Source organism: Kitasatospora sp. NPDC002522 (genome assembly GCF_053595195.1).
The window spans coordinates 1-26,177 of the sequence record NZ_JBSFXE010000005.1 but is presented as its reverse complement, the minus strand read 5'-3'; the positions used below and the strand labels follow the sequence as shown (position 1 = coordinate 26,177).

The 26,177-nt window shown below is 73.8% G+C and carries 24 protein-coding genes and 1 pseudogene; 11 read left to right on the top strand and 14 right to left on the bottom strand.

The features are described 5' to 3' along the window. Positions 1-39: 39 nt before the first annotated feature. Both ACWD4U_RS05410 and ACWD4U_RS05405 read left to right on the top strand, forming a co-directional pair. The gene (locus tag ACWD4U_RS05410) at positions 40-1,107 is read left to right on the top strand and encodes an ATP-binding protein (protein ID WP_363451695.1); all 1,068 of its coding nucleotides are present in this window, start codon (positions 40-42) and stop codon (positions 1,105-1,107) included. Then, positions 1,095-2,510: a tetratricopeptide repeat protein gene (locus ACWD4U_RS05405; RefSeq protein ID WP_363451697.1), complete on the top strand. Its 1,416-nt coding sequence runs from the start codon at positions 1,095-1,097 to the stop codon at positions 2,508-2,510. Before ACWD4U_RS05410 ends, ACWD4U_RS05405 begins: the two co-directional genes overlap by 13 nt. Before the next feature lie 25 nt (positions 2,511-2,535). On the opposite strand, the gene ACWD4U_RS05400 is transcribed toward ACWD4U_RS05405, so the two are convergent. Continuing rightward, on the bottom strand, positions 2,536-2,793 hold the full coding sequence (locus ACWD4U_RS05400; RefSeq protein WP_363451699.1) for a Prokaryotic metallothionein: 258 nt from the start codon (positions 2,791-2,793) through the stop codon (positions 2,536-2,538). Positions 2,794-2,908: 115 nt separating this feature from the next. Here ACWD4U_RS05400 and ACWD4U_RS05395 point away from each other — a divergent pair, with 115 nt between their 5' ends. Further along, positions 2,909-3,232, top strand: a complete 324-nt coding sequence (locus ACWD4U_RS05395) for an antibiotic biosynthesis monooxygenase family protein (protein WP_363451701.1) — start codon at positions 2,909-2,911, stop codon at positions 3,230-3,232. A 7-nt stretch (positions 3,233-3,239) separates the two neighbouring features. On the opposite strand, the gene ACWD4U_RS05390 is transcribed toward ACWD4U_RS05395, so the two are convergent. Next, positions 3,240-3,695 (bottom strand): Lrp/AsnC family transcriptional regulator, encoded by a 456-nt coding sequence (locus ACWD4U_RS05390; protein WP_363451703.1) that lies wholly within the window; start codon positions 3,693-3,695, stop codon positions 3,240-3,242. 117 nt (positions 3,696-3,812) lie between these two features. On the opposite strand from ACWD4U_RS05390, the gene ACWD4U_RS05385 reads away from it, so the two are divergent. Continuing rightward, positions 3,813-4,439 carry a LysE family translocator gene (locus ACWD4U_RS05385; protein ID WP_363451705.1) on the top strand — a complete coding sequence of 209 codons (627 nt, stop codon included), beginning with the start codon at positions 3,813-3,815 and terminating at the stop codon, positions 4,437-4,439. Positions 4,440-4,486: 47 nt separating this feature from the next. Here ACWD4U_RS05385 and ACWD4U_RS05380 read toward each other — a convergent pair whose 3' ends face one another. After that, positions 4,487-5,761: a PucR family transcriptional regulator gene (locus ACWD4U_RS05380; RefSeq protein ID WP_363451707.1), complete on the bottom strand. Its 1,275-nt coding sequence runs from the start codon at positions 5,759-5,761 to the stop codon at positions 4,487-4,489. Between the two features lie 196 nt (positions 5,762-5,957). On the opposite strand from ACWD4U_RS05380, the gene ACWD4U_RS05375 reads away from it, so the two are divergent. After that, positions 5,958-7,271, top strand: a complete 1,314-nt coding sequence (locus ACWD4U_RS05375) for a lipase family protein (RefSeq protein ID WP_363451709.1) — start codon at positions 5,958-5,960, stop codon at positions 7,269-7,271. 165 nt (positions 7,272-7,436) lie between these two features. Here ACWD4U_RS05375 and ACWD4U_RS05370 read toward each other — a convergent pair whose 3' ends face one another. Then, positions 7,437-8,036, bottom strand: a complete 600-nt coding sequence (locus tag ACWD4U_RS05370) for an HdeD family acid-resistance protein (protein WP_363451711.1) — start codon at positions 8,034-8,036, stop codon at positions 7,437-7,439. 197 nt (positions 8,037-8,233) lie between these two features. Between ACWD4U_RS05370 and ACWD4U_RS05365 the strand changes: the two genes are divergently transcribed. Beyond that, positions 8,234-10,012 carry an NAD-binding protein gene (locus ACWD4U_RS05365; protein ID WP_363451713.1) on the top strand — a complete coding sequence of 593 codons (1,779 nt, stop codon included), beginning with the start codon at positions 8,234-8,236 and terminating at the stop codon, positions 10,010-10,012. 15 nt (positions 10,013-10,027) lie between these two features. Here ACWD4U_RS05365 and ACWD4U_RS05360 read toward each other — a convergent pair whose 3' ends face one another. The 8 genes from ACWD4U_RS05360 to ACWD4U_RS05325 form a co-directional block, all read right to left on the bottom strand. After that, a complete protein-coding gene (locus tag ACWD4U_RS05360) occupies positions 10,028-10,804 on the bottom strand; it encodes an enoyl-CoA hydratase (RefSeq protein ID WP_363451715.1) in 777 nt (258 codons plus the stop codon). Positions 10,805-10,901: 97 nt separating this feature from the next. Beyond that, positions 10,902-11,948 (bottom strand): enoyl-CoA hydratase/isomerase family protein, encoded by a 1,047-nt coding sequence (locus tag ACWD4U_RS05355; RefSeq protein ID WP_363451717.1) that lies wholly within the window; start codon positions 11,946-11,948, stop codon positions 10,902-10,904. Positions 11,949-12,047: 99 nt separating this feature from the next. Further along, entirely contained in the window at positions 12,048-12,218 is a 171-nt protein-coding gene (locus ACWD4U_RS05350) for a hypothetical protein (RefSeq protein ID WP_363451719.1), read from the bottom strand. 203 nt (positions 12,219-12,421) lie between these two features. Then, positions 12,422-13,642 (bottom strand): fumarylacetoacetase, encoded by a 1,221-nt coding sequence (gene fahA / locus ACWD4U_RS05345; RefSeq protein WP_363451721.1) that lies wholly within the window; start codon positions 13,640-13,642, stop codon positions 12,422-12,424. Next, positions 13,639-14,442: a hypothetical protein gene (locus ACWD4U_RS05340; protein ID WP_363451723.1), complete on the bottom strand. Its 804-nt coding sequence runs from the start codon at positions 14,440-14,442 to the stop codon at positions 13,639-13,641. Before ACWD4U_RS05340 ends, fahA begins: the two co-directional genes overlap by 4 nt. After that, the gene (locus tag ACWD4U_RS05335) at positions 14,439-15,623 is read right to left on the bottom strand and encodes a homogentisate 1,2-dioxygenase (protein WP_363451725.1); all 1,185 of its coding nucleotides are present in this window, start codon (positions 15,621-15,623) and stop codon (positions 14,439-14,441) included. The genes ACWD4U_RS05340 and ACWD4U_RS05335 overlap by 4 nt, the downstream gene beginning before the upstream one ends. A gap of 37 nt (positions 15,624-15,660) precedes the next feature. After that, positions 15,661-16,872, bottom strand: a complete 1,212-nt coding sequence (hppD, locus tag ACWD4U_RS05330) for a 4-hydroxyphenylpyruvate dioxygenase (RefSeq protein WP_363451727.1) — start codon at positions 16,870-16,872, stop codon at positions 15,661-15,663. A gap of 118 nt (positions 16,873-16,990) precedes the next feature. Next, positions 16,991-18,325 (bottom strand): phosphoribosyltransferase family protein, encoded by a 1,335-nt coding sequence (locus ACWD4U_RS05325; RefSeq protein ID WP_363451729.1) that lies wholly within the window; start codon positions 18,323-18,325, stop codon positions 16,991-16,993. A gap of 153 nt (positions 18,326-18,478) precedes the next feature. On the opposite strand from ACWD4U_RS05325, the gene ACWD4U_RS05320 reads away from it, so the two are divergent. Further along, a complete protein-coding gene (locus ACWD4U_RS05320; RefSeq protein ID WP_363451732.1) occupies positions 18,479-18,934 on the top strand; it encodes an SPW repeat protein in 456 nt (151 codons plus the stop codon). Between the two features lie 182 nt (positions 18,935-19,116). Next, positions 19,117-20,829: a tetratricopeptide repeat protein gene (locus ACWD4U_RS05315; RefSeq protein ID WP_363451734.1), complete on the top strand. Its 1,713-nt coding sequence runs from the start codon at positions 19,117-19,119 to the stop codon at positions 20,827-20,829. A gap of 69 nt (positions 20,830-20,898) precedes the next feature. Here ACWD4U_RS05315 and ACWD4U_RS05310 read toward each other — a convergent pair whose 3' ends face one another. Further along, a complete protein-coding gene (locus ACWD4U_RS05310) occupies positions 20,899-22,308 on the bottom strand; it encodes a class II fumarate hydratase (RefSeq protein WP_363451736.1) in 1,410 nt (469 codons plus the stop codon). A 113-nt stretch (positions 22,309-22,421) separates the two neighbouring features. Here ACWD4U_RS05310 and ACWD4U_RS05305 point away from each other — a divergent pair, with 113 nt between their 5' ends. Beyond that, complete coding sequence (locus ACWD4U_RS05305) at positions 22,422-22,751, top strand: hypothetical protein (protein ID WP_363451738.1); 330 nt, start codon at positions 22,422-22,424, stop codon at positions 22,749-22,751. A gap of 17 nt (positions 22,752-22,768) precedes the next feature. Here the strand turns inward: ACWD4U_RS05305 and ACWD4U_RS05300 are convergent, their stop codons facing one another. After that, the gene (locus ACWD4U_RS05300) at positions 22,769-23,764 is read right to left on the bottom strand and encodes a chitinase (RefSeq protein ID WP_363451739.1); all 996 of its coding nucleotides are present in this window, start codon (positions 23,762-23,764) and stop codon (positions 22,769-22,771) included. 162 nt (positions 23,765-23,926) lie between these two features. Between ACWD4U_RS05300 and ACWD4U_RS05295 the strand changes: the two genes are divergently transcribed. Beyond that, positions 23,927-25,120: an acyl-CoA dehydrogenase family protein gene (locus tag ACWD4U_RS05295; RefSeq protein WP_363451741.1), complete on the top strand. Its 1,194-nt coding sequence runs from the start codon at positions 23,927-23,929 to the stop codon at positions 25,118-25,120. 221 nt (positions 25,121-25,341) lie between these two features. Next, positions 25,342-26,177 (top strand): annotated as a pseudogene (locus ACWD4U_RS05290) (ricin-type beta-trefoil lectin domain protein); the annotation flags it as partial.

Genomic DNA, 26,177 nt, shown 5'->3' with positions numbered 1-26,177 from the left:
GCCCGGCAGATCCCGGGCCGGTCGACGGGGGGGGCGCCGATGGACGTGCAGAACCGGATCACGGGCGGAAGTTTCCACGGCCCCGTCACCCTGGCGGGCCAGGTGGTGGTCCAGCCGCCGACCGCACCACCGGCGCTGGCCGGGCTGCCGGCCGCCGGGCCCGCTCTGGTCGGCCGGGACGCCGAACTCGCCGACCTGCTCGACGGACTGACCGAGCATCCGGTGCAGCTGGTGACCGGCCTGCCCGGCGTCGGCAAGACCGCGCTCGCCCTGCACACCGCCCACCGGGCCCTGGCCGAACCCGGCCTGCTGCCCGGCGGGGTGCTCTTCCTCGACCTGTACGGCTACGACCCCGCGCTCCGGGTCGACCCGCACCGGGCGTTGGGTTCGCTGCTGCGCGCCCTGGCCGTCCCCGAGGAGACGGTGCCGGAGGACCCCGAGGACCGTGCCCGGCTGTACCGCAGCGTGCTGGCCGGGCACGCCGCCGACCGGCCGCTGCTGGTCCTGCTCGACAACGCGAGCTCCGCCGCCCAGCTGCGTCCGCTGCTCCCCGGCGACCCGCGCATCCCGGTCCTGGCCACCTCGCGCCACACCCTCGGCGGGCTGCCCGCCCGGATCCTCGACCTGACCGTGCTGTCCACCGCGGACGCCGTCGCCTACCTGGACGGCGCCCTGCGCCGGACCCGGGGCCCCGGCGACACCAGGATCGCCGACCAGCCCGCCGCCGCGGCCGAGATCGCCGAGCTGTGCGGCGGCCTGCCGCTGGCCCTCGCGGTGGTCGCCGCCCTGCTCGCCGAACTGCCGAACCGCTCCGCGGACGCCATGGCGCGGGCCCTGCGGGACACCGGGCGCCGGCTCTCCCGGCTCACCGGCGAGGACCTCGCCGTGCGCGCCGCCTTCCGGCTCTCCTACCGTCAACTGCCACCGGAGACGGCCCGGTTGTTCCGCCTGCTGCCGCTCAATCCGGGCCCGGACCTCGCCACCGAGGCACTCGCCCGGCTCGCCGACCTGCCGGAGGAGGACGCCGAGCCGCTGGTCCACGCCCTGGCCCGGGCCCACCTGGTCGAACCGGCACCGCCGACGACCGCTGGCGGATGCACGACCTGATGCGGCTGTACGCCGACGAGCTCTGCCGCGAGAAGGAGTCGCCCGCCCACCGCGAAGCCGCCACCGACCGGCTGCTCGACCACTACGGGGCCACCGCGATCGCCGCCGACTCGCACCTGCTGCACGGCGCGCGCCCCCTGCCCCGGTTCGCCGACCGCGCCGCCGCCCTCGCCTGGCTGGACGCCGAGCACCCCAACCTGTTCGCGGCCGTCCTGGCCGCGCCCGCCCTGAACCGGCCGCGCGCCCAACTCGCCCTGTACGGACCGCTCTCCGCCTACCTGGCGTTCCGCCGGCGGCTCGGCGACAACGCGGACTTGGCCGAGGCCGCGATCCGCACCGTCCGCGGGTCCCGGGACCCGGCGCTGCGCGGGCTCGAAACCCCCCTGCTGACCGAACTCGGCAACGCGCTGCGCGAGTTGCGGCGCTTCGACGAGGCCCTGGACGCCCACCGGAAGGCGCTGAAGCGCAGCCGCGGCGACCGGGTCGCCGAGGCGGGCGCACTGAGCAACCTCGGCCTGACGTACGAACAGATGCGCCGTCCAGCCGAGGCGGTGGACGTGCTGGAGGAGGCCCTCGCGGTCTGCCCGGACGGCGCGGCCCCTCGGTTGCGCGGCATGATCCACGCCAACCTCGGCCTCGCGCTACAGGCACTGCGCAGGCTGCCGGAGGCGGCGGACGCCCTCCGGACGGACATCGCCATCTGCCGGAGCCTCGACGACCGGCCGGGTGAGGCGGTCTCGCTCAACAACCTCGGACTCGTCCTGCGCGACCAGGGCCGCCACGCCGAGTCGGCGCAGACCTTCCGGACCGCCCTGGACCTCGCCCGGGAGGTCGACGACCGCTTCACCGCGGCACTGGCGCAGGCCAACCTCACGCTCGCAACCGCGCTGGCCGCGGACCCTGCCGGGGGCGGCCCGGACGTCGACGCGATCGGCGGGGCACTGTCGGCCCTCGACACCATGGGCGACGCCCACATGGTCGCCCAGGTCCGCGTGGACCTCGGCCCGGTGCTGTTGCGCTCCGGGCAGCCCGCGGAGGCGGTCGCGGTGCTGACCGCCGCGCTGGAGACCGCACGCGAGCAGCACGACCCGCGCACCCAGGCCTTGGCGCTGGCCAACCTCGGCCTCGCCCGGGAGGAGCTCGGCGACGACGAGGCGGCGGTCCGCGACGACACCGAGGCGGTCCGCCTGTTCCACGAGATCGGCGAGCGCTTCCTCGAAGCCAGGGCGCTCGTCAACCTCGGCCTCCTGCTCCGCCGCACCGGTCCCGCCGACGCCGCCTGCCGCGCCTTCGCCGACGCCGCCGAGACCTTCCGCGAGCTCGGCGACCAGGAGGCGGAGGACAGAGCCCGGCGCCTGCTCGCCCAGGCACGCGAACAGGGCGGCCACCGCTCGACGCGGTGACCGCCCCGGACGGGGTGGCGCAGGGTCAGGACGGGTGGGCGCCGACCGCGTCGCGGATCTCGTTGCCGAGGACGCTGTTGGCCCGGGCGCAGTGCGCGCCGCAGAAGAACCGGCCCGCGACCTCGACGCCGTGGCCGACGATCCGGACCGTGCACTGCTCGCAACGCGGCGCCAGTTTCTCCATCGCGCACTCGAAACTGTCGAAGACGTAGGTGTCGCCGGTGATCGTCTTGATCTCGAAGGACAGCCAGTAGTCGTTCTGGCACACCACGCAGACCGCCATCTCGGGCTCCTCTCGCCGTACGGGTCCACCGCCGAGTCTTCGCCCAGACCACGGGCCCGGCAATCGGCGGCGGTCCGAACGGATAATGGCGGTGGGCCCTGCGGAGGAGGCCGAGATGATCATCCGAATCTGGGAGGCGCACGTCTCCCCGCGCCGCGTCGAGGAGTTCTGCGCCCGCCTCGCCGCGACCGTGCTCCCCGAGATCGGCCGCCGCGACGGCTGCCTCGGCGGCGAGTTGCTGCGCGCCGTCGCCGACGGCGACCACCGGGTCCAGATGATCACCCGCTGGCGCGACGAGGACGCCCTGCGCGCCTACGCCGGCCCGATGTGGCGGATCCGCCCGGTCTGGTCCGAGGGCGAGCTCAACGACCTGGAACACCCGCCCACCGTCGTCCACTACCGCGAGCTCAGCCGCCTCGACCCCGCCGCCGACGACTGACCCCGGATCACTCGACCGGGATGCCGCGGTCCGACTTGACCTGCTTCATCGTCAGGTGCGAGTGCACCTGCGCGATGCCCGGCAGGCCCGACAGCACGTCGGTGACGAAGCGCTCGTACGCCGCCAGGTCGGCCACCGCGACGCGCAGCAGGTAGTCCGGGTCGCCGAACAGCCGGTGCGCCTCCACCACCTCCGGCAGCTGCGCCACCCGGCGTTCGAACTCGGCGACGGTGTCCCGGTCCTCGTGCCGCATCACCACCGTCACGAACGGCTGGAAGCCGCGGCCGACCGCCACCGGGTCGAGCTGCGCCCGGTAGCCGCGGATCACGCCCAGCTGCTCCAGGTGGCGCACCCGGCGCAGGCACGGGGAGGGCGTCAGGCCCACCCGGTCGGCGAGTTCGGCGTTGGTCAGCCGCCCGTCCTGCTGGAGCTCGTGGAGGATTCTGCGGTCAAGGCGGTCCATGACGCAACATTCTGCCTCATGACCCGGCTGACCAGCGAAAACGGGTCATCGCATGCTACCTCCGCCCCGCTAGCGTCTGGCACGACCCTCCCGCCCGTCCGCGAACCTCGAGGTGCCATGGACCCGCACGCCCTGCTGCTCTTCCTCGGCGTCGACCTGCTGCTGGTCTGCACCCCGGGGCCGGACTGGCTGTACATCGCCGCCCGCGGCCTCGGCCAGGGACGCCGCGCCGCGCTCACCGCCGTCGTCGGGGTCTGCGCCGGCTACACCGTGCACACCGCGCTCTCCGCAGCCGGTCTGGCCGCCGCGCTGCGGGCCGTCCCCGCGCTGCTGCCGCTGCTGCGCTGGACCGGCGCCGCCTACCTGGCCTTCCTGGCCGTGACCATGCTGCTGGCGCTGCGCCGCGGCGGCGCCGAGGCCCTCACCGCCGCCCGCCCCCAGCCCGCCCGCACGGTGCTCCGGCAGTCCGCCCTCACCGCCCTGCTCAACCCCAAGGGCCTGCTGCTCTACCTCTCCCTCGTCCCGCAGTTCGTCGACCCGGCGCGCCCCCTCCCGGTCGGCGGCCAGGTCCTCGCCCTCGGCGCCCTCAACGTGCTCAGCTGCGCCGCCGTCTACTCCGCCGTCGCCCTCACCGCCGCCCGGCTCGGCACCCGGATGTCCGCCACCCCCCGCGCCGCGAGGCGGCTGTCGGCGGTCTCGGCCGTCCTCTTGCTGGCCGTGGCCGGCGTGACCGCCACCGCCTGACCGCACCCGCGCCGCCCCTGACGCTTCGTCGGATCGCCCGCTCCCGGCTAGCCCGTCGCCTCGGGACGGCCGAGCGCGGCGGTGTCGTACGCCGCCAGCGCGGCCTGCAGGGTCAGCAGGTCGGCGCCCCGCCCGGCGTCCAGGCCGGAGAGGTCGGCGGCCTTGCGGAGGCGGTAGTCGACGGTGTTCGGGTGCACCTGCAGGGCCGCGGCGGCCCGGCGGCGGTCCAGGCCGCAGGCGAGGAAGGTGCGCAGGGTGTCGAGGAGTTCGGGCCGGGCGGCGAGCGGCCCGAGGCGCGCGGCGAGGGCGTCGCGGGCGGGGCCGGGACGGCTGAGCTGGTACTCGACCAGGACGTCGGTGAGCAGGTGCAGGCCCGGTCCGCGCCCGGCCGCGACGGCGACCTGCCGGACCTCCGCGGCCAGCCGGGCGGCCTCCGCGACGCCCTCCGGCGCGGCGGCGGCCGCGGCGACCGTCAGCTCGGCGCCGCAGATCCGGGCGAGCTGCTCGACCAGCCGGCCGAGGCGCTCGCGTTCGGCGCCGCCCAGCGCGTGCGCGGACTGACGGGGGATCAGCACCAGCCCGCCCTCGCCGGACAGCGCGGTGAGCGGGACCTCGGCGGTCTGCCGGGCCAGCTCGTGCCGCAGCCGCCGGAGCTTGCGGCGGGCCGCGACCGAGTGGTTGACCTCGGGCAGCAGCTCGTCGGGGTGCGGGCCCATCGCGATCGACAGCACCAGGTAGCCGGGCGGCAGCGGCAGTCCGGCCCGGTCGGCGGCGGCGCGCGGGTCACCGCCCTCCAGCAGCCGGGAGAGCAGGGCCTGCCGGGCGACCTGCTCGTCGCCGAGCGCGGCCTGCCGTTCCTGGACGTACCCGGCGGCCACCGCGCAGCTGACCACCCGCAGGTAGCCGAGCAGGCGGCGCTGGGCGGTCTGCATGTCGGCGAGGTCGCCGGGTTCGGCGGTGGCCAGGACGCGGGCCGCGCACTCCTCGGCGCCGACGTGGTAGGCGCCGACCACGGCCTCCAGCGGGACGCCCTCGTCGGCGCGCCGCGCGGAGGACTCGCGGATCCGGCCGAGCTCCTCCTCACCGGGCAGCTCGCCGGTGTTCAGCACCTCGATGAACCCGCGGATGCCGCCCTCGACCTGCCGGGCGATCTCTCCGCGCAACTGCTCCGGCGGGAGCGCCTCGTACGCGGGGAGCTGCTCGACCAGCCGGGCCATCACCACCGCGGTCAGCGCCGGGGCCTCGGCGAGCAGCCGCCGGTGCACCGGGACGCCGCCGAACTGCGGCACCCGGCCGGGGTGTCGGGTGTTGGGCGCGGTCACAATCCACCTCCCGAATCTCTGTGCCGCGCCCTGGCGACGTGCCCCCGTACCGCGGTCATCATGGTTTCCCGGAGGTTACCTACCCGTAGGTAACTCGCGCGAGCCCCCCACCACGCGCCGGCTCCGCGCGACCCCGACCCACCCATCCCCCACGTCGCTCACCCCGAGTGACCCCCAGTCAGGAATCGGGAGTGCCATGTACCGAGCCGCCGCCCGGCTGATCGCCACCGCCCTGGTCACCGCCGCCGTCGCCACCGCCGCCCCGGCCGCGACCGCGTCGGCGACCACCACCGGTGACGCCTTCTACGTCTACGACGGCAGCACGCCGCTGTCCTCGCTGGCGCCGGGCACCGTGCTGAGGACCCGCACCGTGCAGTACCACCTGGTCGGCATCCCGACCCCGGTCAAGGCCGTCCAACTGCTGTTCCGCACCACCGACGCCCAGGGCCGCCCCACCGCCGGCGTCACCACGGTGGTGCGCGGCCTGGGCAGCGACGGCAGCCGCGCCGTCTCCTACCAGTCCTTCTACGACTCACTGAACCCGGAGGACGGCCCGTCCCGGGCCATCGCCGGCGGCCTGACCCTCGGCGGGGCGATCCCCAATGCGGAAGCCCTGTTCGTGGTCCCGCTGCTGCTCCAGGGCTACGACGTGGTGATCCCGGACTCCGAGGGCCAGCGCGCCGACTTCGCCGCCGGACCCGAGTACGGCACCACCACGCTGGACTCCATCCGGGCCGCCTCCCACTCGGCGGACACCGGCCTGAACGCCGACACCCGGATCGGCATGCTCGGCTACTCAGGCGGCGCCATCGCCACCAACTGGGCCGCCGCCCTCGCCCCCTCGTACGCCCCGGACGTCAACCGGCGGCTGGTCGGCTTCGCGGAGGGCGGCGTGCTGGTCGACCCCGCGCACAACCTCAAGTACGTGGACGGCGGCCTGATCTGGCCGGGTGTCATCCCGATGGCGATCATCGGCGTCGCCCGCGCCTACGACCTCGACCTGACGCCCTACCTCAGCGACTACGGCGCGCAGGTCTACCGCCGGATGCAGGACGCCTCGATCGTCAACGCGCTCGGCCAGTACCCGGGGCTGACCTGGAAGAACCTGGCCAAGCCGCAGTACGCCGACCCGAACTCGGTGCCCCCGTTCCTGGCCGCCGTCAACAAGGTCAACCTGGGCTCCGCCCCCACCCCGACCGCCCCCGGCTACATCGCCCAGGGCAACGGCGGCGTTCTGGAAGGCACCTTCAGCAACCTGCCCGGCATCGGCACCGGCGACGGCGTGATGGTCGCCGGCGACGTGCGGGCGCTGGCCCGCCAGTACTGCGCCACCGGCACCGCCGGCATCAAGTACCAGCAGTACGACCTGCTCAGCCACCTCGGCACCGCCGTCCCCTGGGCCCCCCTCGCCCTCGGCTACCTCAACGACCGCTTCGCGGGCAAGCCCGCCCCCTCCGACTGCGGCCACATCCCCGCGGGCAACTCGCTCGCACCGGAGCGGGCTGGGTAAGCATCAGGGAGCGCGGTCACCTGCACCACCAGGGGCCCGGGGAACGGCGGCGCGAGTGCCTGGTGGCCTGAGCTCGGCTGGTGGCCTGAAAGACCGTCAGCCAAGTCGAGACCGTCCGCCACTCGCCTCGCCGTTCCCCGAGCCCCTGCTATGGCTCTCTCAGATCTAGAGCGCCTGCGGCATTTGCTTCGCCCCGCCCCTGATCTTCATCGCCAGAACGATCTCCACCACCCCGATCACCAGCAGCCCGCACGCGGCCAGTACCGCCAGCACGGTGATGGTGTTCGCGGGCCAGACCATCAGGATGATGCCGGCCAGCATGTTCAGGGCGCCGATGAAGCCCTGCCAGCCGCGGGCCGGCATCTGCGGGTCGGAGGCCACCGCGGCGAGCTGGGTGATGCCGCGGAACAGCCAGCCGATGCCGATCCAGAGGGCCAGCAGCAGGACGGACTGGGCGGCGCTGCGGAAGCACAGCAGGCCGAGCAGGACGCAGATCGCGCCGCTGATGAACGCCAGCACCCGCATCGCCGTGGAGACGTGGGTGCCGAACGCGGCGACGAGTTGCACGATGCCGATCACCAGCAGGTAGAGGCCGAACAGGATGCCGATCACCATCAGCGTCTCCTTCGGCCAGGCGAGCACCACGATGCCCAGCGCCAGCGAGACCAGGCCGCCGGCCAGCACCGCCTGCCAGGTCACCTTCGCCAGTTGCTGGAACGGTCCGGGCACGTCGTCGCGGTCGGGTGTCCGGTACGGGGCTGCCATGGTTCCTCCTCGGGCCCGTGCGGGTCCGTCCGGAGCGCGGGGCGGCGGACGGCTGTACCCTTCCAGCGTCTCGGGCGGCCCACCCCGCGGCTCGGCGGGTTCCGCCGTACGGACGACCCGGGCCGCACCGGCCGCACCCTGATCCATTACCGTCCGTTCACCCGGTCGGGTGGCATCGCCAACTACCATCTGACGCTATGACAGACGCGGGGGAACGCGGCGCGGGGTTCGAGCCGGAGCCGGTCGGCGGGCATTACATCGTCTGCGGGGGCAATGCGCTGGCTCATCGGCTGATCAAGGAACTCGTCGAGCAGTACGAGGTTCCGGTGGTCGCGGTGGTTCCCGACCTGTCCCGTGAGCACGGCCCGATGATCAGTCAACTGCCAGGCGTGTCAGCGGTGTTGGAGTACTCCACGGTCACCGGCGAGGCGCTCGGCGCAGCCGGCGTCGACCGGGCCCGCGGCATCGCGCTGATGGACGGCACCGACCAGGAGAACATCCACGCCGCGCTGGCCGCGGAGAACCGCAACCCCGGGGTGCGGATCGTGCTGCGGATGTTCAACCAGCGGCTCGGCGAGCACCTGGAGAAGCTGCTGCCGAACTGCGCCGCGCTGTCCGGCTCGGCCACCGCCGCCCCGGCCTTTGCCAACGGTGCCCTCGGCCGGCCCAACTCGGTGGAGGTGGGCGGGCGTTACCTGTACGTCGCGTACGACGAGGACATCCGCTCCAACCAGCTCGCGCTGGTCGCCGACCGGATCGACCGGCAGGACCTGAGCCGGCTGCGGCTGCTGCCGGACACCGGGGGGCGGGCCGCGGAGTTCATCCGGCTCGCGTACACCTTCGGCGACCAGAGCCCGATCCACATCGGCCGGCCCGCCGACCCCTCGCCCGCCCCGGAGCCCGGCGGCGTGGCCGCGCTGCAGACCTTCGACGCCGCGCCCGAGCTGCGCTTCCCGCTCTGGAAGCGGCTGCGCTGGTGGGGCCAGGACGTGCTGAAGTACTTCACCAACACCCGGCTGCGGATGCTGCTGGTCACCGCCTTCGCGGCGATCGTGCTCGGCGCCGCGGTGATGTACGGCCGCACCGGCAGCCTCGGCTGGACGACGTACTACACGCTGCTGGACGCGGCGGGCGCCGCCACCCCGGACGCGCCGGGCCAGGAGATGATGGGCGGGGCGTGGGCCAGGGCCGCGCAGGTGCTGATCACCTTCTGCGGGATCACCTTCATCCCGGTGGCCACCGCGATCGTGGTGGAGGCGCTGGCCAGCGGCCGCCGCGGGGCGCCGCGTCCGCCCGGTGCCCGGACCCGGGACCACGTGATCGTGGCCGGCCTGGGCAACATCGGCACCCGGGTGGCCACTCTGATCAAGGGCACCGGCCTGCCGGTGGTCGCCCTGGAACGCGATCCGCAGGCCCGCGGCGTGGCGGCCGCGCGGGCGCTGGGCATACCGGTGCTGATCGGTGACGGACCGTTGGAGGCGCAGCTGCGGCAGGCCCGGGTCAAGCACGCGCGGGCGGTGGTGGCGGTCACCTCGGACGACGCCGCCAACCTGGAGGCGGCCCTGGAGGCCCGCGCGGTGCGGCCCGAAGTGCGCATCGTGGTGCGGCTGTTCGACGACGACTTCGCCCACCACGTGTACGCCACGCTGGGCAACGTGGCCTCCCGCTCGGTCTCCTACCTGGCCGCCCCGGCGTTCGCCGCCGCGCTGATGGGCCGTGAGGTGCTGGGCACCCTCTCGGTCTTCCGGCACGTGCTGCTGATCGCGGAGCTGGCCGCGGAGGAGGGGTCCGGCCTGGTCGGGCAGAACATCGGCGACCTGGAGTCGCCGGGCGGGGTGCGGGTGGTCGCGGTGCGACTGAACCGCCGCCCCGGCGACTACCAGTGGAGCTTCGCCGACCGGGCCCGCCCGCTGGCCGTCGGCGACCGCATCGTGGTGGCCGCCACCCGGGCCGGACTGGCCCGGGTGATCGGCTGAGTCCCGCGAACGTCCCTACCGGTTCTCGAAGTTGGCGGGCCGCTTCTCGGCGAAGGCGGCCATGCCCTCCTTCTGGTCGGCGGTGGCGAACGCGGCGTGGAACAGCCGGCGCTCGAACCGCACGCCCTCGGACAGGGTGGTCTCGAAGGCCCGGTTGACCGACTCCTTCATCATCACCGCGGCGGGCAGCGACATCGCGGCGACCGTCTCGGCGACCGCGAGGGCCTCGGTGAGCAGCTGGTCGGCGGGGACGACCCGGGAGACCAGTCCGGCCCGCTCGGCCTCCTCGGCGCCCATCATCCGGCCGGTCAGGCAGAGTTCCATCGCCTTGGCCTTGCCGATCGCGCGGGTCAGGCGCTGCGAGCCGCCGATGCCGGGGATGACGCCGAGCTTGATCTCCGGCTGGCCGAACTTCGCGGTGTCGGCGGCCAGCAGGATGTCGCAGAGCATCGCCAACTCGCAGCCGCCGCCCAGGGCGTAGCCCGCGACCGCGGCGACCACCGGCTTGCGCAGCCGGCCCAGCTCGTCCCAGGGGCCCAGCCAGTCGTCCAGGTAGACGTCCGGGAAGCCGTTGGACTGCATCTCCTTGATGTCCGCGCCCGCCGCGAACGCCTTCTCGGAGCCGGTCACCAGCAGGCAGCCGATCTCCGGGTCTCGGTCGAACTCCTTGGCGGCGGCGACCACTTCGGTCATCAGCTGGTTGTTGAGCGCGTTCAGCGCCTGCGGCCGGTTGAGGGTGATGATGCCGACCCGGCCCTTGCGGTCCACCAGGATCGTCTCGTACTCGGTCATCGCCGGGGACTTCCTCTCCACGCTGAGGGGATTAGTGACGCTGGATACGATCTCCGAACCGCGGCCCGGATGCCAGTCTCGACAGGCGAGACGATGGTCACCTGGAGGACAGGCCGAGGTCACCGCCGGCGGGCACCGCGAAGAAGCGCTCCACGTCGGCGTCCGCGACCTCGGCGAGCGCGGCCGGACGCCAGTGCGGGTCGCGGTCCTTGTCGACCACCTGGGCGCGGATGCCCTCGACCAGGTCGTGGTGGGCCAGCGCGGCGCAGGAGATCCGGTACTCCTGGTCGAGCACGGCGGCCAGCGAGGGCAGCGCCCGGGCGCGGCGCAGCGCGGCCAGGGTGACCTTCAGCATGGTCGGGGACTTCGCGGCGAGCTGCTCGGCTGCCTCCTTGGCCTCCGGCAGGCCGGCGGCGTGCAGCCGCTCGACGATCTCCTCGACCGTGTCGGCGGCGTAGCAGGGGTCGATCCAGCCGCGCTGCTCGGCGAGTTCGGAGGCGGGGGCGGGCGCGGCGAAGGCGGCGACGGCCTCGGCGGCGGGGCGTTCGGCGAGCGCGGCGAGCAGCTCGGGCAGCGCGGCGGACGGCACGAAGTGGTCGGCGAAGCCGCAGTACAGGGCGTCGCCGGCGGTCATCGTGGCGGCGGTCAGCGCCAGGTGGGTGCCGAGCCCGCCCGGGGCCCGCGCCAGCAGGCGGCTGCCGCCGACGTCCGGGACCAGGCCGATCCGGGTCTCCGGCATCGCGACGGCGGTGCGCTCGGTGACCACCCGGATCCCGGCGTGCGCGGACAGGCCCACGCCGCCGCCCATGGTGATGCCGTCCATCAGCGCCACGTACGGCTTGGGGTACCGGGAGATCAGCTCGTTGAGCGGGTACTCGACCCGGAAGAACGCCCGGCCGCCGGCGCCGCCGAGCTTGGCGTCGTCGTGGATGGCGCGGATGTCGGCGCCCGCGCACAGTCCGCGCTCGCCGGCGCCGGTGAGCACCACGGCGGCCACCGCGTCGTCCTCGGCCCAGGAGTCCAGGGCGGCGCGGACGGCGGCCAGCATGTCGTGGGTGAGCGCGTTCAGCGCGCGCGGCCGGTTGAGGTTGATCCGCCCGGTGTGGCCGATCCGTTCCACCAGCACGTCCTGCTGCGCGTCCATGGTCACCGCTCCCGTCGGAAGGCCGTCGATTCGAAGATCCGTCCGAGAACCGTACCGGGCCCGCCGCGGCGGGTGGGCGGGCCCGGGGGTGCGGCGGGTTCAGCAGGGGCGCAGCGGAAGGGGCGCCAGCGGATGGGCCGGGCCGCACAGCAGGACCGGGTGCGGGGCGGCCGGCGGCAGGATCGGCGTGGCCAGGGCCGGCGGCGCGGGCAGCAGGACGTTGGCAGCGGCCAGTGCGGCGCCGCAGAGCAGGGTGCGCAGCTTCATCATCGGGGGGTCCTCCGGGGAGAGAGTCGTCCGCAAACGTGCGCGGCCTCCCCGTCGGCACCGGGCGTGGGCGGCCCGGCTCGGGGAAGGTCGCGGTATGCGTCAACTTCTAGCGGCGGAGGGGTTTGCGGCTCCGGAACCTCACCCGTACGGCGGCGTGCTGCGGGCGCGTGGTTGACGCGCCCGCAGCTGACGGAGGGTCATGATCAGCCGGTGATGCGGCCGGTGACCTCTCCGAAACCGACCCGCAGCCCCCCCGGGCCGGGGGCGGTGGCGGTGATGGCGACCTCGTCGCCGTCCTCCAGGAAGGTGCGGACGGTGCCGTCGGGGAGCTTGAGCGGCTGCTCGCCGTTCCAGGTCAGCTCGATCAGGGCGCCGCGGGTCTCCGGCTCCGGGCCGGAGACGGTGCCGGAGGCGTACAGGTCGCCGGTGCGCAGCGAGGCGCCGTTGGCGGTCAGGTGGGCGAGCTGCTGGGCGGCGGTCCAGTACATCGAGGCGAACGGCGGGCGGGAGACCGGGCTGCCGTTCAGCCGGACCTCCATGGCCAGGTCCAGGCCCCAGGGCTCGCCGTCGCGGTCGTCCAGGTAGGGCAGCGGCTCGACGTCCCGGGCCGGCGGGGCGACCCGGGCGTGCTCCAGGGCGTCCAGCGGGACCACCCAGGGGGAGACCGAGGTGGCGAAGGACTTGCCGAGGAACGGGCCGAGCGGCACGTACTCCCAGGCCTGGATGTCGCGCGCCGACCAGTCGTTGAGCAGGCAGACGCCGAACACGTGCTCGGCGAAGTCGGCCAGCGGCACCGGGCGGCCCATGGTGCTGGGCGCGCCGACCACGAACGCCACCTCGGCCTCGATGTCCAGCCGGCGGGTGGGGCCGTGGCTCGGCGCGGCGTCGGCGGGGGCCTTGCGCTGGCCGTGCGGGCGGGTGATCGGGGTGCCGGAGACCACCACCGTGCCGGCCCGGCCGTGGTAGCCGATCGGCAGGTGCTTCCAGTTCGGGGTGAGCGGCTCCTGCCCGGGGCGGAAGATCCGGCCGAGGTTGGTGGCGTGGTGCTCGGAGGCGTAGAAGTCGACGTAGTCGGCGACCTCGAACGGCAGGTGCAGCTCGACGTCGGCGAGGTCCAGCAGGCACGGCGCGACCGCGGCCCGGTGGGAGCCGTCGGTGAGCCACTCGGTGAGCGCCGCCCGCACCGCCCGCCAGGTCGGACGCCCGGCCGCCATCAGCGGGTTGAGGGTGTCGGCGGCCAGCAGGTCGGCCGTCGGGGCTGCCGCGCCGACCGCGCGGGCGGCCGCCCCCGCGTCCAGCACCCGGTCGCCGATCCGCACGCCGATCCGCCGGCCGGGCCGGTCGGCGGCGGTGAACACGCCGTAGGGCAGGTTGTGCACGCCGAACGGCGAGTCGGCGGGCAGGTCGAGCCAGGTGGTGGTCAAGAGGTCTTCTCCAGGAGGCCGAGTCGGGCGAGGTCGTCCAGCGGCTCGGTGATGCTACAGGTGCCGAAGGAGGTGAACCGGCTGCGGATGACGCCGATCTGATGGTCCGTCAGGGCGTCCACCGCGGTCGCCAGCCGGGCGCCGTCCTGCTCCGCGAGCAGCTCCGCCGCCGCGTCGCGGTCCGAACTGCCCGCCGCCAGCAGCAGGTTGAGGAAGCCGTGGTGCTCGTAGCCGGTGCCCAGGTCGGTGTGCCGCACCGCGTTGTGCAGCCCCGCGGTGCACTTGTACGGCAGGCCGCGCTCGGCGCAGCCCACCAGGAACGCCGCCAGCTCGGCGACGCCCGGGAAGGCGTCGTAACTCAGGCCGCCGGTGCGGTACTTGGCCCGGTAGGGGGTGCCGGTGAGGGCGTCCAGGGCGTCCTCCAGCCGGGCGGAGCGGGGCAGTTCCACCGCCGCGCCGACTCCGGCGGGCAGTAGCGCGTCGAGCTCCGCCACCGCGGCGGCGACGTCCTCGCCGGCCGCGTACTCCACGGTCACCAGGTTCAGCCCCGCCGACTCCTTGAGGGCCTCGGCGAGCCGGCCGCCCGCCACCACCGCGCCGACCGGCAGGTCCGGGCCGGCGAGCTCGCGCAGCGCGGGCAGCCGGTCGGTCGGGCAGAGCAGCGGCCCGACGGTCGGGGCGTACCAGGCGGAGCGGTGCGCCAGGTGCGCGGGAACCGCCTCGGGCAGCGGCAGGTCGCCGGGCGGGAAGACCGCCGCGTCGTCGAAGAGCCCCCGGTACAGGGCGGTTGGTGTCGTCATCGCGACCACGTCCAGGCGTAGTTGGGATCCTCGCTGGCCAGCGCGGCCTCGCCGAGCTCCAGCGGGCGGAAGGTGTCCACCATCACCGCCAGCTCGTCGAAGAACTCCACCCCGATGGAACGCTCGTACGCGCCGGGCTGCGGTCCGTGGGTGTGCCCGCCGGGGTGCAGCGAGATCGAGCCGTTGCCGATGCCGGAGCCCTTGCGCGCCTCGTAGTTCCCGCCGCAGTAGAACATCACCTCGTCGCTGTCCACGTTCGAGTGGTAGTACGGCACCGGGATCGACAGCGGGTGGTAGTCCACCTTGCGGGGCACGAAGTTGCAGATCACGAAGTTGTTGCCCTCGAACACCTGGTGCGCCGGCGGCGGCTGGTGCACCCGGCCGGTGATCGGCTCGAAGTCGGCGATGTTGAAGGCGTACGGGTACAGGCAGCCGTCCCAGCCGACCACGTCGAACGGGTGGTGCGGCACGGTGTACCGGGTGCCCACCACGCCGGCGGGGCCGCGGTGCTTGACCAGCACGTCCACCGGGCCGCCCTCGACCAGCAGCGGCTCCTCGGGGCCGCGCAGGTCCCGCTCGCAGAACGGCGCGTGCTCCAGCAGCTGCCCGTACTTGGACAGGTAGCGGCGGGCCGGGGTGATGTGGCTGTTCGCCTCGATGCAGTAGGCGCGCAGCGGCTCGTCGCCGGTCGGCACCCAGCGGTGGGTGGTGGCCCGCGGGATCACGACGTAGTCGCCCTGACCGACCGTCAGCGCGCCGAACACCGTCTCCAGCACGGCCGTGCCGGACTCCAGGTAGACGCACTCGTCGCCCAGCCCGTTGCGGTACAGCTCGCTCGGCGCGCCGGCCACCGCGTAGGAGATCCGCACGTCCGCGTTGCCCAGCACCAGGCGGCGCCCGGACACCACGTCGGCGGTGCGCCAGGCGTCGCCCGGGAACAGCTCGTGCAGCTTCAGGTGGCGGGGGAGCAGCGGGAGGTTGGCGCTGGTGGCGGTGTCCCTCAGCTGCCACGGCTCGGCCGCGGTGATCGCCGACGGGATGCCCCGGTGGTACAGCAGCGAGGAGTCCGAGAAGAACCCCTCCTCGCCCATCAACTCCTCGTAGTAGAGGCCCCCTTCGGGGGTGCGGTGCTGGGTGTGCCGCTTGGGCGGCACCGCGCCGAGCCGCCGGTAGTACGCCATCGTCCCGCTTCTCCCTGTCGCCTTCCGAGCCTGCCCGTCAGAGGTTGCCGCGCCGGTCCTGCTCGCGCTCGATCGCCTCGAAGAGCGCCTTGAAGTTGCCCTTGCCGAAGCCCAGCGAACCGTGCCGCTCGATGAACTCGTAGAAGACGGTCGGCCGGTCGCCGATCGGCTTGGTGAAGATCTGCAGCAGGTAGCCGTCCTCGTCGCGGTCGACCAGGATGCCGCGGGACTTCAGCTCCTCGATCGGGACGCGCACCTTGCCGATCCGCTCCCGCAGCTCCGGGTCGTCGTAGTAGGAGTCCGGGGTGTTCAGGAACTCCACGCCGCGCGAGCGCAGCACGTCGACGGTGGTGAGGATGTCGTTGGTGGCCAGTGCCATGTGCTGGCAGCCCGGGCCGGTGTAGAACTCCAGGTACTCGTCGATCTGCGACTTCTTCTTCGCGATCGCCGGCTCGTTCAGCGGGAACTTCACCCGGTGGTTGCCGCTGGCGACCACCTTGGACATCAGCGCCGAGTAGTCGGTGGCGATGTCGTCGCCGACGAACTCCGCCATGTTCACGAAGCCCATCACCCGGTTGTAGAACGACACCCACTCGTCCATCTTGCCGAGCTCGACGTTGCCCACCGCGTGGTCCAGCGCCTGGAACAGCCGCTTCGGCGCGCCCTCGGGACGGACCACCGTCGACTCCCGGACGACGTAGCCCGGCAGGTACGGGCCGGTGTAGCGGGAGCGGTCGACCAGGGTGTGGCGGGTCTCGCCGTACGCGGCGATCGCGGCCCGGCGGACGGTGCCGTGCTCGTCGGAGACGTCGTTCGGCTCCTCCAGGATGGTGGCGCCCTGGGCGCGGGCGTGCGCGATGCACTTGTCCACGTCCGGCACCTCCATCGCCAGGTCGACGACGCCGTCGCCGTGCCGGCGGTGGTGGTCCAGCAGCGGGCTGTCCGGCGACACCCCGCCCTTGATCACGAAGCGGCAGGAGCCGGAGCGCAGCACGAACGCCTTGCGGTCGCGTCGGCCGGTCTCGGGGCCGGAGTAGGCCACCAGCTCCATGCCGAAGACGGACTGGTAGAACTGCGCCGTCTGGGTCGCGTTGCCGACCACGAAGACCACGGCGTCCTGGGCGGTGACCGGGAACGGGTCGGTCGAGGCGTCGTACTCGACCAGGCCCACCAGGGTGCGCAGCTGTTCGGCGGTGAGGCCGGCCTCCAGCTCCTCGGGCGTCAGTTCAACTGCGGCGTCGGCGGTCATCGGTGCAATCCTCCACGTCGAGGTCGGTTGCGCAGAGCTTGCTCCTGCTCGGTGAGGTGGGCAACAGGTGTCCTTCCCGCTGCTCAATGTGTACAAGATGAGCAGCCGCGATCCCCTCTCACTGGTCGGATTGCCCAGCGTTTCCCCCGATCGCGCCGGGCTGACGCCGCGTGAGATGACCGGCGAACCAGTCCGCGGCCAGTTCGGCGACCGCCGCCAGCGCGCCCGGCTCGGCGAACAGGTGGCCCGCGCCGGGGACGATCCGCAGCGCGCTCTCGCAGCGCAGCTCCGAGCGGGCCTGCCGGTTCAGGTCCACCACCTCCTCGTCCGCGCCGCCCACGATCAGCAGGGTCGGCGCGGCCACCGCGGGCAGCCGCGCCCCCGCCAGGTCCGGCCGCCCGCCGCGGGAGACCACCGCTGCCGGTCCCACCCCCGGCTCGGCCGCCGCCCACAGCGCCGCCGCCGCGCCGGTGCTCGCCCCGAAGTAGCCGAACGGCAGCTCGGCCAGCCCCGGCCCGGCCCGCACCGCCCGGGTCGCCGCCACCAGCCGGCCGCCCAGCAGCACCGGGTCGAACACCTTCCAGCGCTCCACCGCCTCGCGCTCCCCGAGCAGGTCGAACAGCAGCGTGGCCAGCCCCGCCCGGTGCAGCCGCGACGCCACCTGCCGGTTGCGCGGACTGTCCCGGTTCGAGCCGCTGCCGTGCGCGAACAGCACCAGCCCGACCGCGCCCTCCGGCACCGCCAGGGTGCCCGGCAGCGGCTCCGCCAGCCCGTCCAGCGCCAGCGTCAACCCGGTGGTGTCGACCTTGAGCCGCGCCGGTTCGGGAACGGACGCCAGGGCCGCCAGCACCTCCTCGTCCGAGGTCTGGCCGAAGTCGTCGTAGAACTCCCCGATCGCCCAGAACCGGGACGGGGTCTGCACCGCCACCAGTTCGTCCACCTCCCCGCCGAGGTGCTCCGCCCAGTCGCGCGGGGCCACCGGCACCGCCAGCACCACCCGCGCCGCCCCGCGGGCCCGCACGATCCGGCAGGCCGCCAGCGCCGTCGACCCGGTCGCCACCCCGTCGTCCACCACCAGCACCGTGCGCCCCACCACCGGATAGGGCTCCCGCCCGCGCCGGTAGGCCGCCGACCGGCGTGCCAGCTCCGCCCGCTCCCGGGCCTCCACCGCCGCGAACTGCTCCGGCGTGACCCCCGCCGCCGCCACCACCGGCTCGTTCACCACCCGGGCGCCGTCTTCGCCGATCGCGCCCATCGCCAACTCCGGCTGGGCCGGCACGCCCAGCTTCCGGATCACGCACACGTCCAGCGGTGCCCCCAGTTCCCGGGCCACCTGCGCCCCCACCGGCACCCCGCCGCGCGGCAGCGCCACGACCACCGGCTGCTCGCCCCGCAACCCCCCGAGCAGCGCCGCAAGACGCTGCCCCGCATCGACCCGGTCGCTGAAATGCATCGCGGAACCTCTCCGGTTCCCACCGTACGCGCGCCCGCTCGCGCCGTCGCGAAGGCCGTGTAAGTAAAAAATAAGGACAAACCGGCAGGTAACGTTATTTACCGGTACGAACGGGTAGGGACCAGTCGGCTCGCATGTCTCGACTACGAGGAGGTGGTCCTGGTGTCGACCCAGCTACCGACGGGTATGGAACACCATCCGGACATTCTGGCCCTGCGTGAGCACGCCGAGCGCGTGACGTCCACCCCGGTCGGCCAGGGCGCCGAGGCGCTGGCGATCATGTCCGGTCTGTTCCTCGCGATCTCGCCGTGGGTCGTCGGCTTCAGTGCCTTCGTCGGCCTGACGATCAGCAACCTGGTGCTCGGCGTCGCCTACGCCGGGCTGATGGCCGGCTACGGCTCGGCCTTCGAGCGCACCCACGCCCGTGCCTGGGCCTGCCTGGGCATCGGCGCATGGACGATCATCGCGCCGTGGGCGGTCAACGGAGGCGCCCACATCCGCCGCACCATCCTGACCAACGTGATCACCGGCGGAGTGATGGTCTGCCTGGCCCTGGCCGCGGCCGGAATGGCCTTCGCAGGCCTGACCGGACGGCGTCGTAGTACCTGACCAGTCGTCAATCGGCGCTACCAGCAAGGATGCCCGCCCCGGTCCGCCGGGGCGGGCATCGACGTGTCCCGGCCGACAACACCGGGTGACGCGCCGGCCAACCGGCGGTTCGGGGTCGGTCACAACCGCCTCCGTGACGGCGCGACCGGGCCGGACCCCCGCCTACCCTGGACGGTCCGAGGGTGTGCGAACCGGGGGGCCGACTGGTGGACGGGGAACGGGAGTTGCGGCTGCTGCGCGGCCAGGTCGAGATCGCCCGCGAACGGGTGGCCCGGTTCGGCGAGGACCGGCTGCCCGAACTGGTGGACCGACTGGACCGGCTCGGTGCGGCGCTCATCGGCGACCGGGCCGCGAGCACCGAACTGCACGCCGTCCTCGCCGCGGGCGTGGACGCCGCCCGCCGCCTGGTCCGCACCCGGCCCGACCAGCTGCCGGCCCTGGCCGCCGCGCTGTACCGGCAGTCCCTCGCCCTCGGCATCGACGGGCGCCGCACCGAGGCGCAGCCGCCCGCCCGCGAGGCGGTCGACCACTACCGGACACTGGCCGCCGAGAACCGCGCCGACTTCGCCGGCCCGTACGCCACCGCCCTGGAGAACCTCGCCAACCAGCTCTCCGGACCCGCCACCAGGCCCGAGGCGATCGACGCCGTGCGCGCCGCCCTGGTGCTGCGCCGCGCACTGCTCGCCGAACGGCCAGAACCCCGGCAGTCGCTCGCCCTCGCCTCCGCCCTCGCCGACCTCGGCCTGCTGCTCGGCGAGGCCGGGCGGCACGCCGAGGCCGTCGACGCCGCCCGCGAGGCGGTCCGGCACTACGCCGCGCACGGCGGCGGGCAGGGCACCGACCAGGTTGCGTACTGGGCGGCGCTGCTCAGCCTGGTCGAGCAACTGGAACACACCGGCGCGCGGCACGAGGCCGACGTCCGGCTCGCCGAGATCGCCGCCGCCCACCGCCGGGTGACCGACGACAACCCGGCACTCGCCGCCCACCTGGACGGCCTGCTGCGCACCCACGGCTACCGGATCGCCCCCGACGGGCGCCCGCAGCCGACCGCTCCCGGCGAGGACGGCGACGGGCTCGGCGACGTGGCGCGGATCGGGGAGCTGACCCGGAGGGGACACGCGCTGGCCGAGCGGGGCGAGCTGCCGGGCGCGGTGGCGGCGTTCCAGCTGGCCGTGGAGCTGGCCCGGCGGCTGCCGCCGACGCCGGCCCGGCACCGGCTGGTCCTGGCGGCGGCGCTCAACGACCTCGGCCTGGCGCTCGGTTGGGCCGACCGACCGGGCGAGGCGGCGCAGGTGCTGGCCGAGGCGGTCGGCCTGAACCGCCGCCTGCTGCCGGAGTACGACACCCAGGTGCGACCGCTGCTCGCGGGCAGCCTGGACGCGCTGGGCACCCGCTTCGCCGCGGCCGGCCGGCACCCCGACGCGCTGGCGGTGACGCGGGAGGCCGTCGAGCTGCTGCAGCCGGCCGCCGACCGGCCCGAGGCGGACGCGGTGCAGCGCGACGCCGCCGGGCTCGAACTGGCCCGGATCCTCAACAACCTGAGCATCCGCCAGGCCGATCGGGGGTACCACGAGGAGGCCCGGGACGCCTCCCGCCAGGCGGTCGCCCGGTATCGCGCGATCCGGGCCCGGGACGAGGAGTACCTGTCCGGGCTGGTGCACGCGCTCGCCAACCTGGCCCTGCGGGAGGCCAGGCTGGAGCACACCGAGCCGGTCCCGGCGCTGGTGCGCGAGGTGGCGGAGCTGGTCGACCGTCCGGTGCGCTTCCCGCCCGGGTCGGGGCGCGCCGCGCTCGCCGAGTCGCTCGACTGGCTGGCCTGGTACCTGCGCGGGCACCGCGAGCGGGGCGCCGCCCGGCTCGCCAAGCGGGCCGCCGCCGACCTGCGGAAGCGGTGACGGCGCGCGGCGGACTCCTGGCGGACCGTCAGTCCCGGGCGTGCTGCGAGCGGGACTCCTGGCGGACCGTCAGTCCCGGGCGCGCTGCGGGCGGGTCATCCGCAGCACGTCCAGCGCCTCGTCCAGCTGCGTCTCGGTGAGCAGGCCGCGCTCCAGGTAGCCGCGCTCCAGCACCACCTGGCGGATGGTCTTGCGCTCGGCCAGCGACTGCTTGGCGACCTTGGCGGCCTCCTCGTAGCCGATGTACCGGTTGAGCGGGGTGACCACGGACGGGGAGGACTCGGCGTACTCGCGGGCCCGCTCGACGTTGGCGGTGAGCCCGGCGACCGCGCGGTCGGCCAGCAGGCGGGCGGAGTTGGCGAGCAGCCGGATCGACTCCAGCACGTTGCGGGCGATCACCGGGAGCATCACGTTCAGCTCGAAGTTGCCGCTCGCGCCGGCCACCGTGACGGTGGCGTCGTTGCCGATCACCTGGGCGGCGACCATCAGCACCACCTCGGGCAGCACCGGGTTGACCTTGCCCGGCATGATCGAGGAACCCGGCTGCAGGTCCGGCAGGTTGAGCTCGGCCAGGCCGGTGCGCGGGCCGGAGCCCATCCACCGCAGATCGTTCGCGATCTTGGTGAACCCGACCGCCACGGTGCGCAGTTGGCCGCTCAGCTCGACCAGGCCGTCCCGCGCGCCCTGCGCCTCGAAGTGGTTGCGGGCCTCGGAGAGCGCCAGCCCGGTGGCCCGGCCGACCTCGGCGATCACCGCCGGCGCGAAGCCCGGCGGGGTGTTGATGCCGGTGCCCACCGCCGTTCCGCCGAGCGGGAGTTCGGAGACCCGGGGGAGCGTCGCGTACAGCCGCTCCACGCCCAGGCGGACCTGCGCCGCGTAGCCGCCGAACTCCTGGCCCAGGGTCACCGGGGTGGCGTCCATCAGGTGGGTGCGGCCGGACTTCACCACCGCGGCGAACTCCTCGGACTTCTCCTCCAGCGCCCGGGCCAGGTGCTCCAGGGCGGGGATCAGGTCGTGGGTGACCGCGGCCGTCGCGGCGATGTGGATCGAGGACGGGAAGACGTCGTTGGACGACTGGCTGGCGTTCACCTGGTCGTTGGGGTGCACCGGGCGGCCCAGCTTCTCGCTCGCCAGGGTCGCGATCACCTCGTTGGCGTTCATGTTGGACGAGGTGCCCGAGCCGGTCTGGAAGACGTCGATCGGGAAGTGCTCGTCCCAGCGGCCCTCGGCCACTTCTTCGGCCGCCGCCCGGATCGCCGCCGCGACCGGCTCGTCCAGCACGCCGAGATCCGCGTTGACCGTCGCGGCGGCCGCCTTGATCCTGGCCAGGGCCGCGATGTGCGCGCGCTCCAGCCGCTGCCCGGAGACCGGGAAGTTCTCGATCGCGCGCTGGGTCTGCGCCTGCCACTTGGCCGCCGCCGGTACCCGGACCTCGCCCATCGAGTCGTGCTCGATCCGCCAGCTCTGTTCGTCCGCCATGGTTGGGACACCTCCTGGACGGCTCAGCCTTCCACGGGCGCCCGGCATTCCCGCTGCGCCGCGGACGCGTGTCGGCCGGTCCCGCCCGGGCGGCGGTGGGGGAGGATGGCGGTATGACCGATGACCCGGCGGGCGCGTCGGCCGCCCGCTTCCAGGAGATCGCCGAGGAGCTCGCCCCGCACGGGGTCAGCCGCGGCCAGATGTTCGGCATGCCGTGCCTGAAGGACCCGCGCGGCAAGGCCTTCGCCGGACTGCACCAGGGCACCCTGGTCTGCCGGCTCGGCCGGGACAGCTCGGCGATGGCCGAGGCCCTCCACCTGCCGGGCGCCCACCTGTTCGATCCGATGGGCGGCCGGCCGATGAAGGACTGGGTGTGCGTCCCCGCCGACGCCGCCGGCCACTGGGACAACTTCGCCGAGGCGGCCCGCAGCGCCCCGCGCTGACGGGCCGCCCCGGTACGTCAGCCGTGGTACGAGGCCACGATCTTGGTGAAGGCGTACGCGGACTGGCTGATCCCGCTGCAGCTGTCGCCCGCCGAGGTGCCGGAGGGGCAGGCCCGGTCGCGGTTGACCGACCAGAAGGTGAAGCGGGCCAGGTGGTGCGACTTGGCGTAGTTCAGCATGGTGGTGAAGTCGGTGGTGGTCACCGTCTCGTCGGACTCGTCGGTCTTGCCGTTCATCGAGGAGATGCCGATGTGCCTGTACGCGGTCGCCGAGTCGTAGCCGTAGGCGCTCGCCACCGCGTTCTTCAGGCCGTCGGCCGCCTTGGTGGAGACCGAGCCCATCGAGCCGCTGTGGCCGCCGAAGTCGAACGGCATGATGGTCCAGCCGTCCACCGCGGCGCCGGTGGTCGCACCCCGCTTGATCAGGTCCAGGCCGTCGGAGTCCGGGCCCGTGGTGGTGGTGCCGAGGGTGACGTACACCTTGATGCCGGGGTTGTTGGCCTTGATCGTCTTCAGCGCGCTGATCTCCCGCTGGCGCGCCGTCGAGCTGGCCACCTCGGTGTTCTCGATGTCGATGTCGATCGCCTTCAACTTGTAGGCGTCGATGACCTTCTGGTACGCCCCGGCCAGGGCCGAGGCCGAACTGCACTTCTCGCCGAGCTTGTTGCCGCTCCAGCCGCCGAACGAGACGACCACGTCGCCGCCGGCGTTGCGGATCGCGTTGATGGTTCTCTGGTCGCTGCCGCCGGTGAGCGCCCGGGAGCCGTCCCACTTCGGGTTGCAGCCGCCGTCGGAGAGCATGAACGCCAGCGTGAACTGGGTGGCGCCGGTCGCCTGCATCACCTGGACCGGGTTCTGCGGGCTGCCCCAACCCAGGTACTCGTACGGGGCGTTGAGGCCGACCGGGTCGGGGGAGGCGGCCTGCCCGGCGGGGGCCAGGGCGAAGGCGCCGGCGGTCAGCGCGGCGGTGGCGGCGAGGGCGAGGAGCGAACGGGTGCGGGCGTGCTTGGCCATGGGTCACCGGTTCCGTGGGGGAGGGGAAGAAGGTGATGGGGGATTAGGAAACCTTCCTAACTGGCAGGGTTTCAGGACGGCCTGTCCCCGTCAAGAGCGTGGGCGCGGAGCGGCATACTCGTCCCTCGAGGTACGTCCCCGAACCCTCCGAGGAGTCCGCCCATGGCCGCCAGTGCATCCGCCGGCCCCACCCGCCCCGACCCGCTCGACCTGCTCGGCGTCGCCGAGCTGCTCACCGACGAGGAGCGGCTGATCCGCGACACCGTGCGCGCCTTCACCGAGCGCCACATCCGCCCCCACCTCGCCGAGTGGTTCGAGCACGGCACCGTCCCGCTGCGCGAACTCGCTCCGGAACTGGGCAAGTTGGGAGTCCTCGGCATGCACCTCGACGGCTACGGCTGCACCGGCTCGACCGCCACCGAGTACGGCGTCGCCTGCATGGAGCTGGAGGCCGCCGACTCCGGCCTGCGCAGCTTCGTGTCGGTCCAGGGCTCGCTCGCCATGCGCTCCATCCACGCCTTCGGCTCCGAGGAGCAGAAGCTCCAGTGGCTGCCCGAGATGGCGGCCGGCCGCGCCATCGGCTGCTTCGGCCTGACCGAGCCGGAGGTCGGCTCCGACCCCGCCGCGATGCGGACCCGGGCCCGCCGTGACGGGGACGACTGGGTGCTGAACGGCTCCAAGCTGTGGATCACCAACGGCTCCGAGGCCGACGTCGCCGTGGTCTGGGCCGCCACCGACGAAGGCGTGCGCGGCTTCCTCGTTCCGCGCGGCACCCCCGGCTTCACCGCCCGCGACATCCCCGGCAAGCTCTCCCTGCGCGCCTCCGTCACCAGCGAACTCGCCTTCGACGACGTCCGGTTGCCCGCCGACGCGCTCCTCCCCGGGGCCCGCGGACTGCGCGCCCCGCTCTCCTCCCTCGGCGAGGCCCGCTACGGCATCCTCTGGGGCACCGTCGGCGCCGCCCGCGACTGCTACCAGGCCGCCCTCGACTACGCCCGCACCCGCACCCAGTTCGACCGCCCGATCGCCGGCTTCCAGCTCACCCAGCAGAAACTGGTCGAGATGGCCCTCGAACTCGAGAAGGCCTACCTGGTCGCCGTCCGCATCGGCCGCCTCAAGGACGAAGGCAGGGCCGCCCCCGCCCACATCTCCTTCGGCAAGCTCAACAACGTCCGCACCGCCCTGGAGATCGCCCGCAGCGCCCGCACCATCCTCGGCGCCAACGGCGTCACCACCGCCTACCCCGTGCTGCGCCACGCCAACAACCTCGAGTCCGTCCTCACCTACGAGGGCACCTCCGAGATCCACACCCTCGTCCTCGGCGAAGCCATCACCGGCGAGGCCGCCTACCGCTGACGTCCCGCCGGCCGGTGCCGCGCCGAACGGCTTGGCGAATCCTTTACCTGCTGATGCGATGTCAAATCAGGCGAAGGATCGACAAAACCGGCGCGGCCCGGCAACGTCACAGTCGATCAGACTCGCACGTGCGCGAACGGCATGGCAGGCTGCTCCCCGCTCGGGGGGGCTTGGAGCCGTCCTGGGCTGCACTTTTCACCCCAGACGAGGACTCAAAGACCATGACCAGACCGATATCGGTCACCCCGGGCCGGCGGTGGCTGGCCGGGGCGGTGACGACGGCGCTCGCCGCCGCGTCGCTCACCGCCTTCACCGCCGCCGCACACGCCGCTCCCACCGCGCCCGCCGCACCGGCCAAGGCCAAGCCGCTGACGTCGGATCAGGCCTCCGTCCAGGCCCGCCGTACCGGCAAGGCCGTGTCCGTCGACGCGGCGACCACCGCGACCGACGAGCTGACCGCCAACGCCGACGGCTCCTTCACCCTCAACCAGAGCCTCGCGCCGGTGCGGCGCTACCAGGGCGGGGCGTGGAAGAACCTCGACGCGACGCTGGTCAAGCGCGCGGACGGTGGCGTCGGCCCGGCGCTGTCCTCCACCGACCTGGTGCTCTCCGGCGGCGGCAACGGCCCGCTCGCCACCATGAAGTCGGGCGCCGCCTCCTTCTCGCTCGACCTGCCCAAGGGCCTGGCCGCGAAGCTCCCCGCGCCGGTCCTCGACGGCGCGACGGCCACGTACGCGCTGGCTCCCGGCCTCGACCTGAAGGTCACCGCCGACACCCTCGGCGGCTTCTCCGAGGTCTTCGTGGTCAAGGACGCCAAGGCCGCCGCCAACCCGGCGCTGAAGAAGCTGTCCTTCCCGGCCCGGGCGAACGGGGTCGACCTGGCCACCGACCAGGCGGGCAACCTCACCGGCAAGGACAAGCAGGGCAGGACCCTGTTCTCCGCGCCGGCTCCCGACCGCGGTGTGTGGGACTCCGCCGCCGACCAGGCCGCCGCCACGGTGGTGGAGCCGAAGAGCGGTGCCAGGCTCGACGCCAAGTCCGGTGCCCCCGCCGCGTC

Coding starts and splice junctions, on each gene's coding strand:
- ACWD4U_RS05335 (WP_363451725.1), bottom strand. CDS start 15,623: ATGGCGTACTACCGGCGGCTCGGCGCGGTGCCGCCCAAGCGGCACACC.
- ACWD4U_RS05310 (WP_363451736.1), bottom strand. CDS start 22,308: ATGGCGGACGAACAGAGCTGGCGGATCGAGCACGACTCGATGGGCGAG.
- ACWD4U_RS05405 (WP_363451697.1), top strand. CDS start 1,095: ATGCACGACCTGATGCGGCTGTACGCCGACGAGCTCTGCCGCGAGAAG.
- ACWD4U_RS05295 (WP_363451741.1), top strand. CDS start 23,927: ATGGCCGCCAGTGCATCCGCCGGCCCCACCCGCCCCGACCCGCTCGAC.
- ACWD4U_RS05370 (WP_363451711.1), bottom strand. CDS start 8,036: ATGGCAGCCCCGTACCGGACACCCGACCGCGACGACGTGCCCGGACCG.
- ACWD4U_RS05400 (WP_363451699.1), bottom strand. CDS start 2,793: ATGGCGGTCTGCGTGGTGTGCCAGAACGACTACTGGCTGTCCTTCGAG.
- ACWD4U_RS05375 (WP_363451709.1), top strand. CDS start 5,958: ATGTACCGAGCCGCCGCCCGGCTGATCGCCACCGCCCTGGTCACCGCC.
- ACWD4U_RS05385 (WP_363451705.1), top strand. CDS start 3,813: ATGGACCCGCACGCCCTGCTGCTCTTCCTCGGCGTCGACCTGCTGCTG.
- hppD (WP_363451727.1), bottom strand. CDS start 16,872: ATGACCGCCGACGCCGCAGTTGAACTGACGCCCGAGGAGCTGGAGGCC.
- ACWD4U_RS05390 (WP_363451703.1), bottom strand. CDS start 3,695: ATGGACCGCCTTGACCGCAGAATCCTCCACGAGCTCCAGCAGGACGGG.
- ACWD4U_RS05365 (WP_363451713.1), top strand. CDS start 8,234: ATGACAGACGCGGGGGAACGCGGCGCGGGGTTCGAGCCGGAGCCGGTC.
- ACWD4U_RS05350 (WP_363451719.1), bottom strand. CDS start 12,218: ATGATGAAGCTGCGCACCCTGCTCTGCGGCGCCGCACTGGCCGCTGCC.
- ACWD4U_RS05300 (WP_363451739.1), bottom strand. CDS start 23,764: ATGGCCAAGCACGCCCGCACCCGTTCGCTCCTCGCCCTCGCCGCCACC.
- ACWD4U_RS05325 (WP_363451729.1), bottom strand. CDS start 18,325: ATGCATTTCAGCGACCGGGTCGATGCGGGGCAGCGTCTTGCGGCGCTG.
- ACWD4U_RS05305 (WP_363451738.1), top strand. CDS start 22,422: ATGACCGATGACCCGGCGGGCGCGTCGGCCGCCCGCTTCCAGGAGATC.
- ACWD4U_RS05360 (WP_363451715.1), bottom strand. CDS start 10,804: ATGACCGAGTACGAGACGATCCTGGTGGACCGCAAGGGCCGGGTCGGC.
- ACWD4U_RS05410 (WP_363451695.1), top strand. CDS start 40: ATGGACGTGCAGAACCGGATCACGGGCGGAAGTTTCCACGGCCCCGTC.
- ACWD4U_RS05355 (WP_363451717.1), bottom strand. CDS start 11,948: ATGGACGCGCAGCAGGACGTGCTGGTGGAACGGATCGGCCACACCGGG.
- ACWD4U_RS05395 (WP_363451701.1), top strand. CDS start 2,909: ATGATCATCCGAATCTGGGAGGCGCACGTCTCCCCGCGCCGCGTCGAG.
- ACWD4U_RS05340 (WP_363451723.1), bottom strand. CDS start 14,442: ATGACGACACCAACCGCCCTGTACCGGGGGCTCTTCGACGACGCGGCG.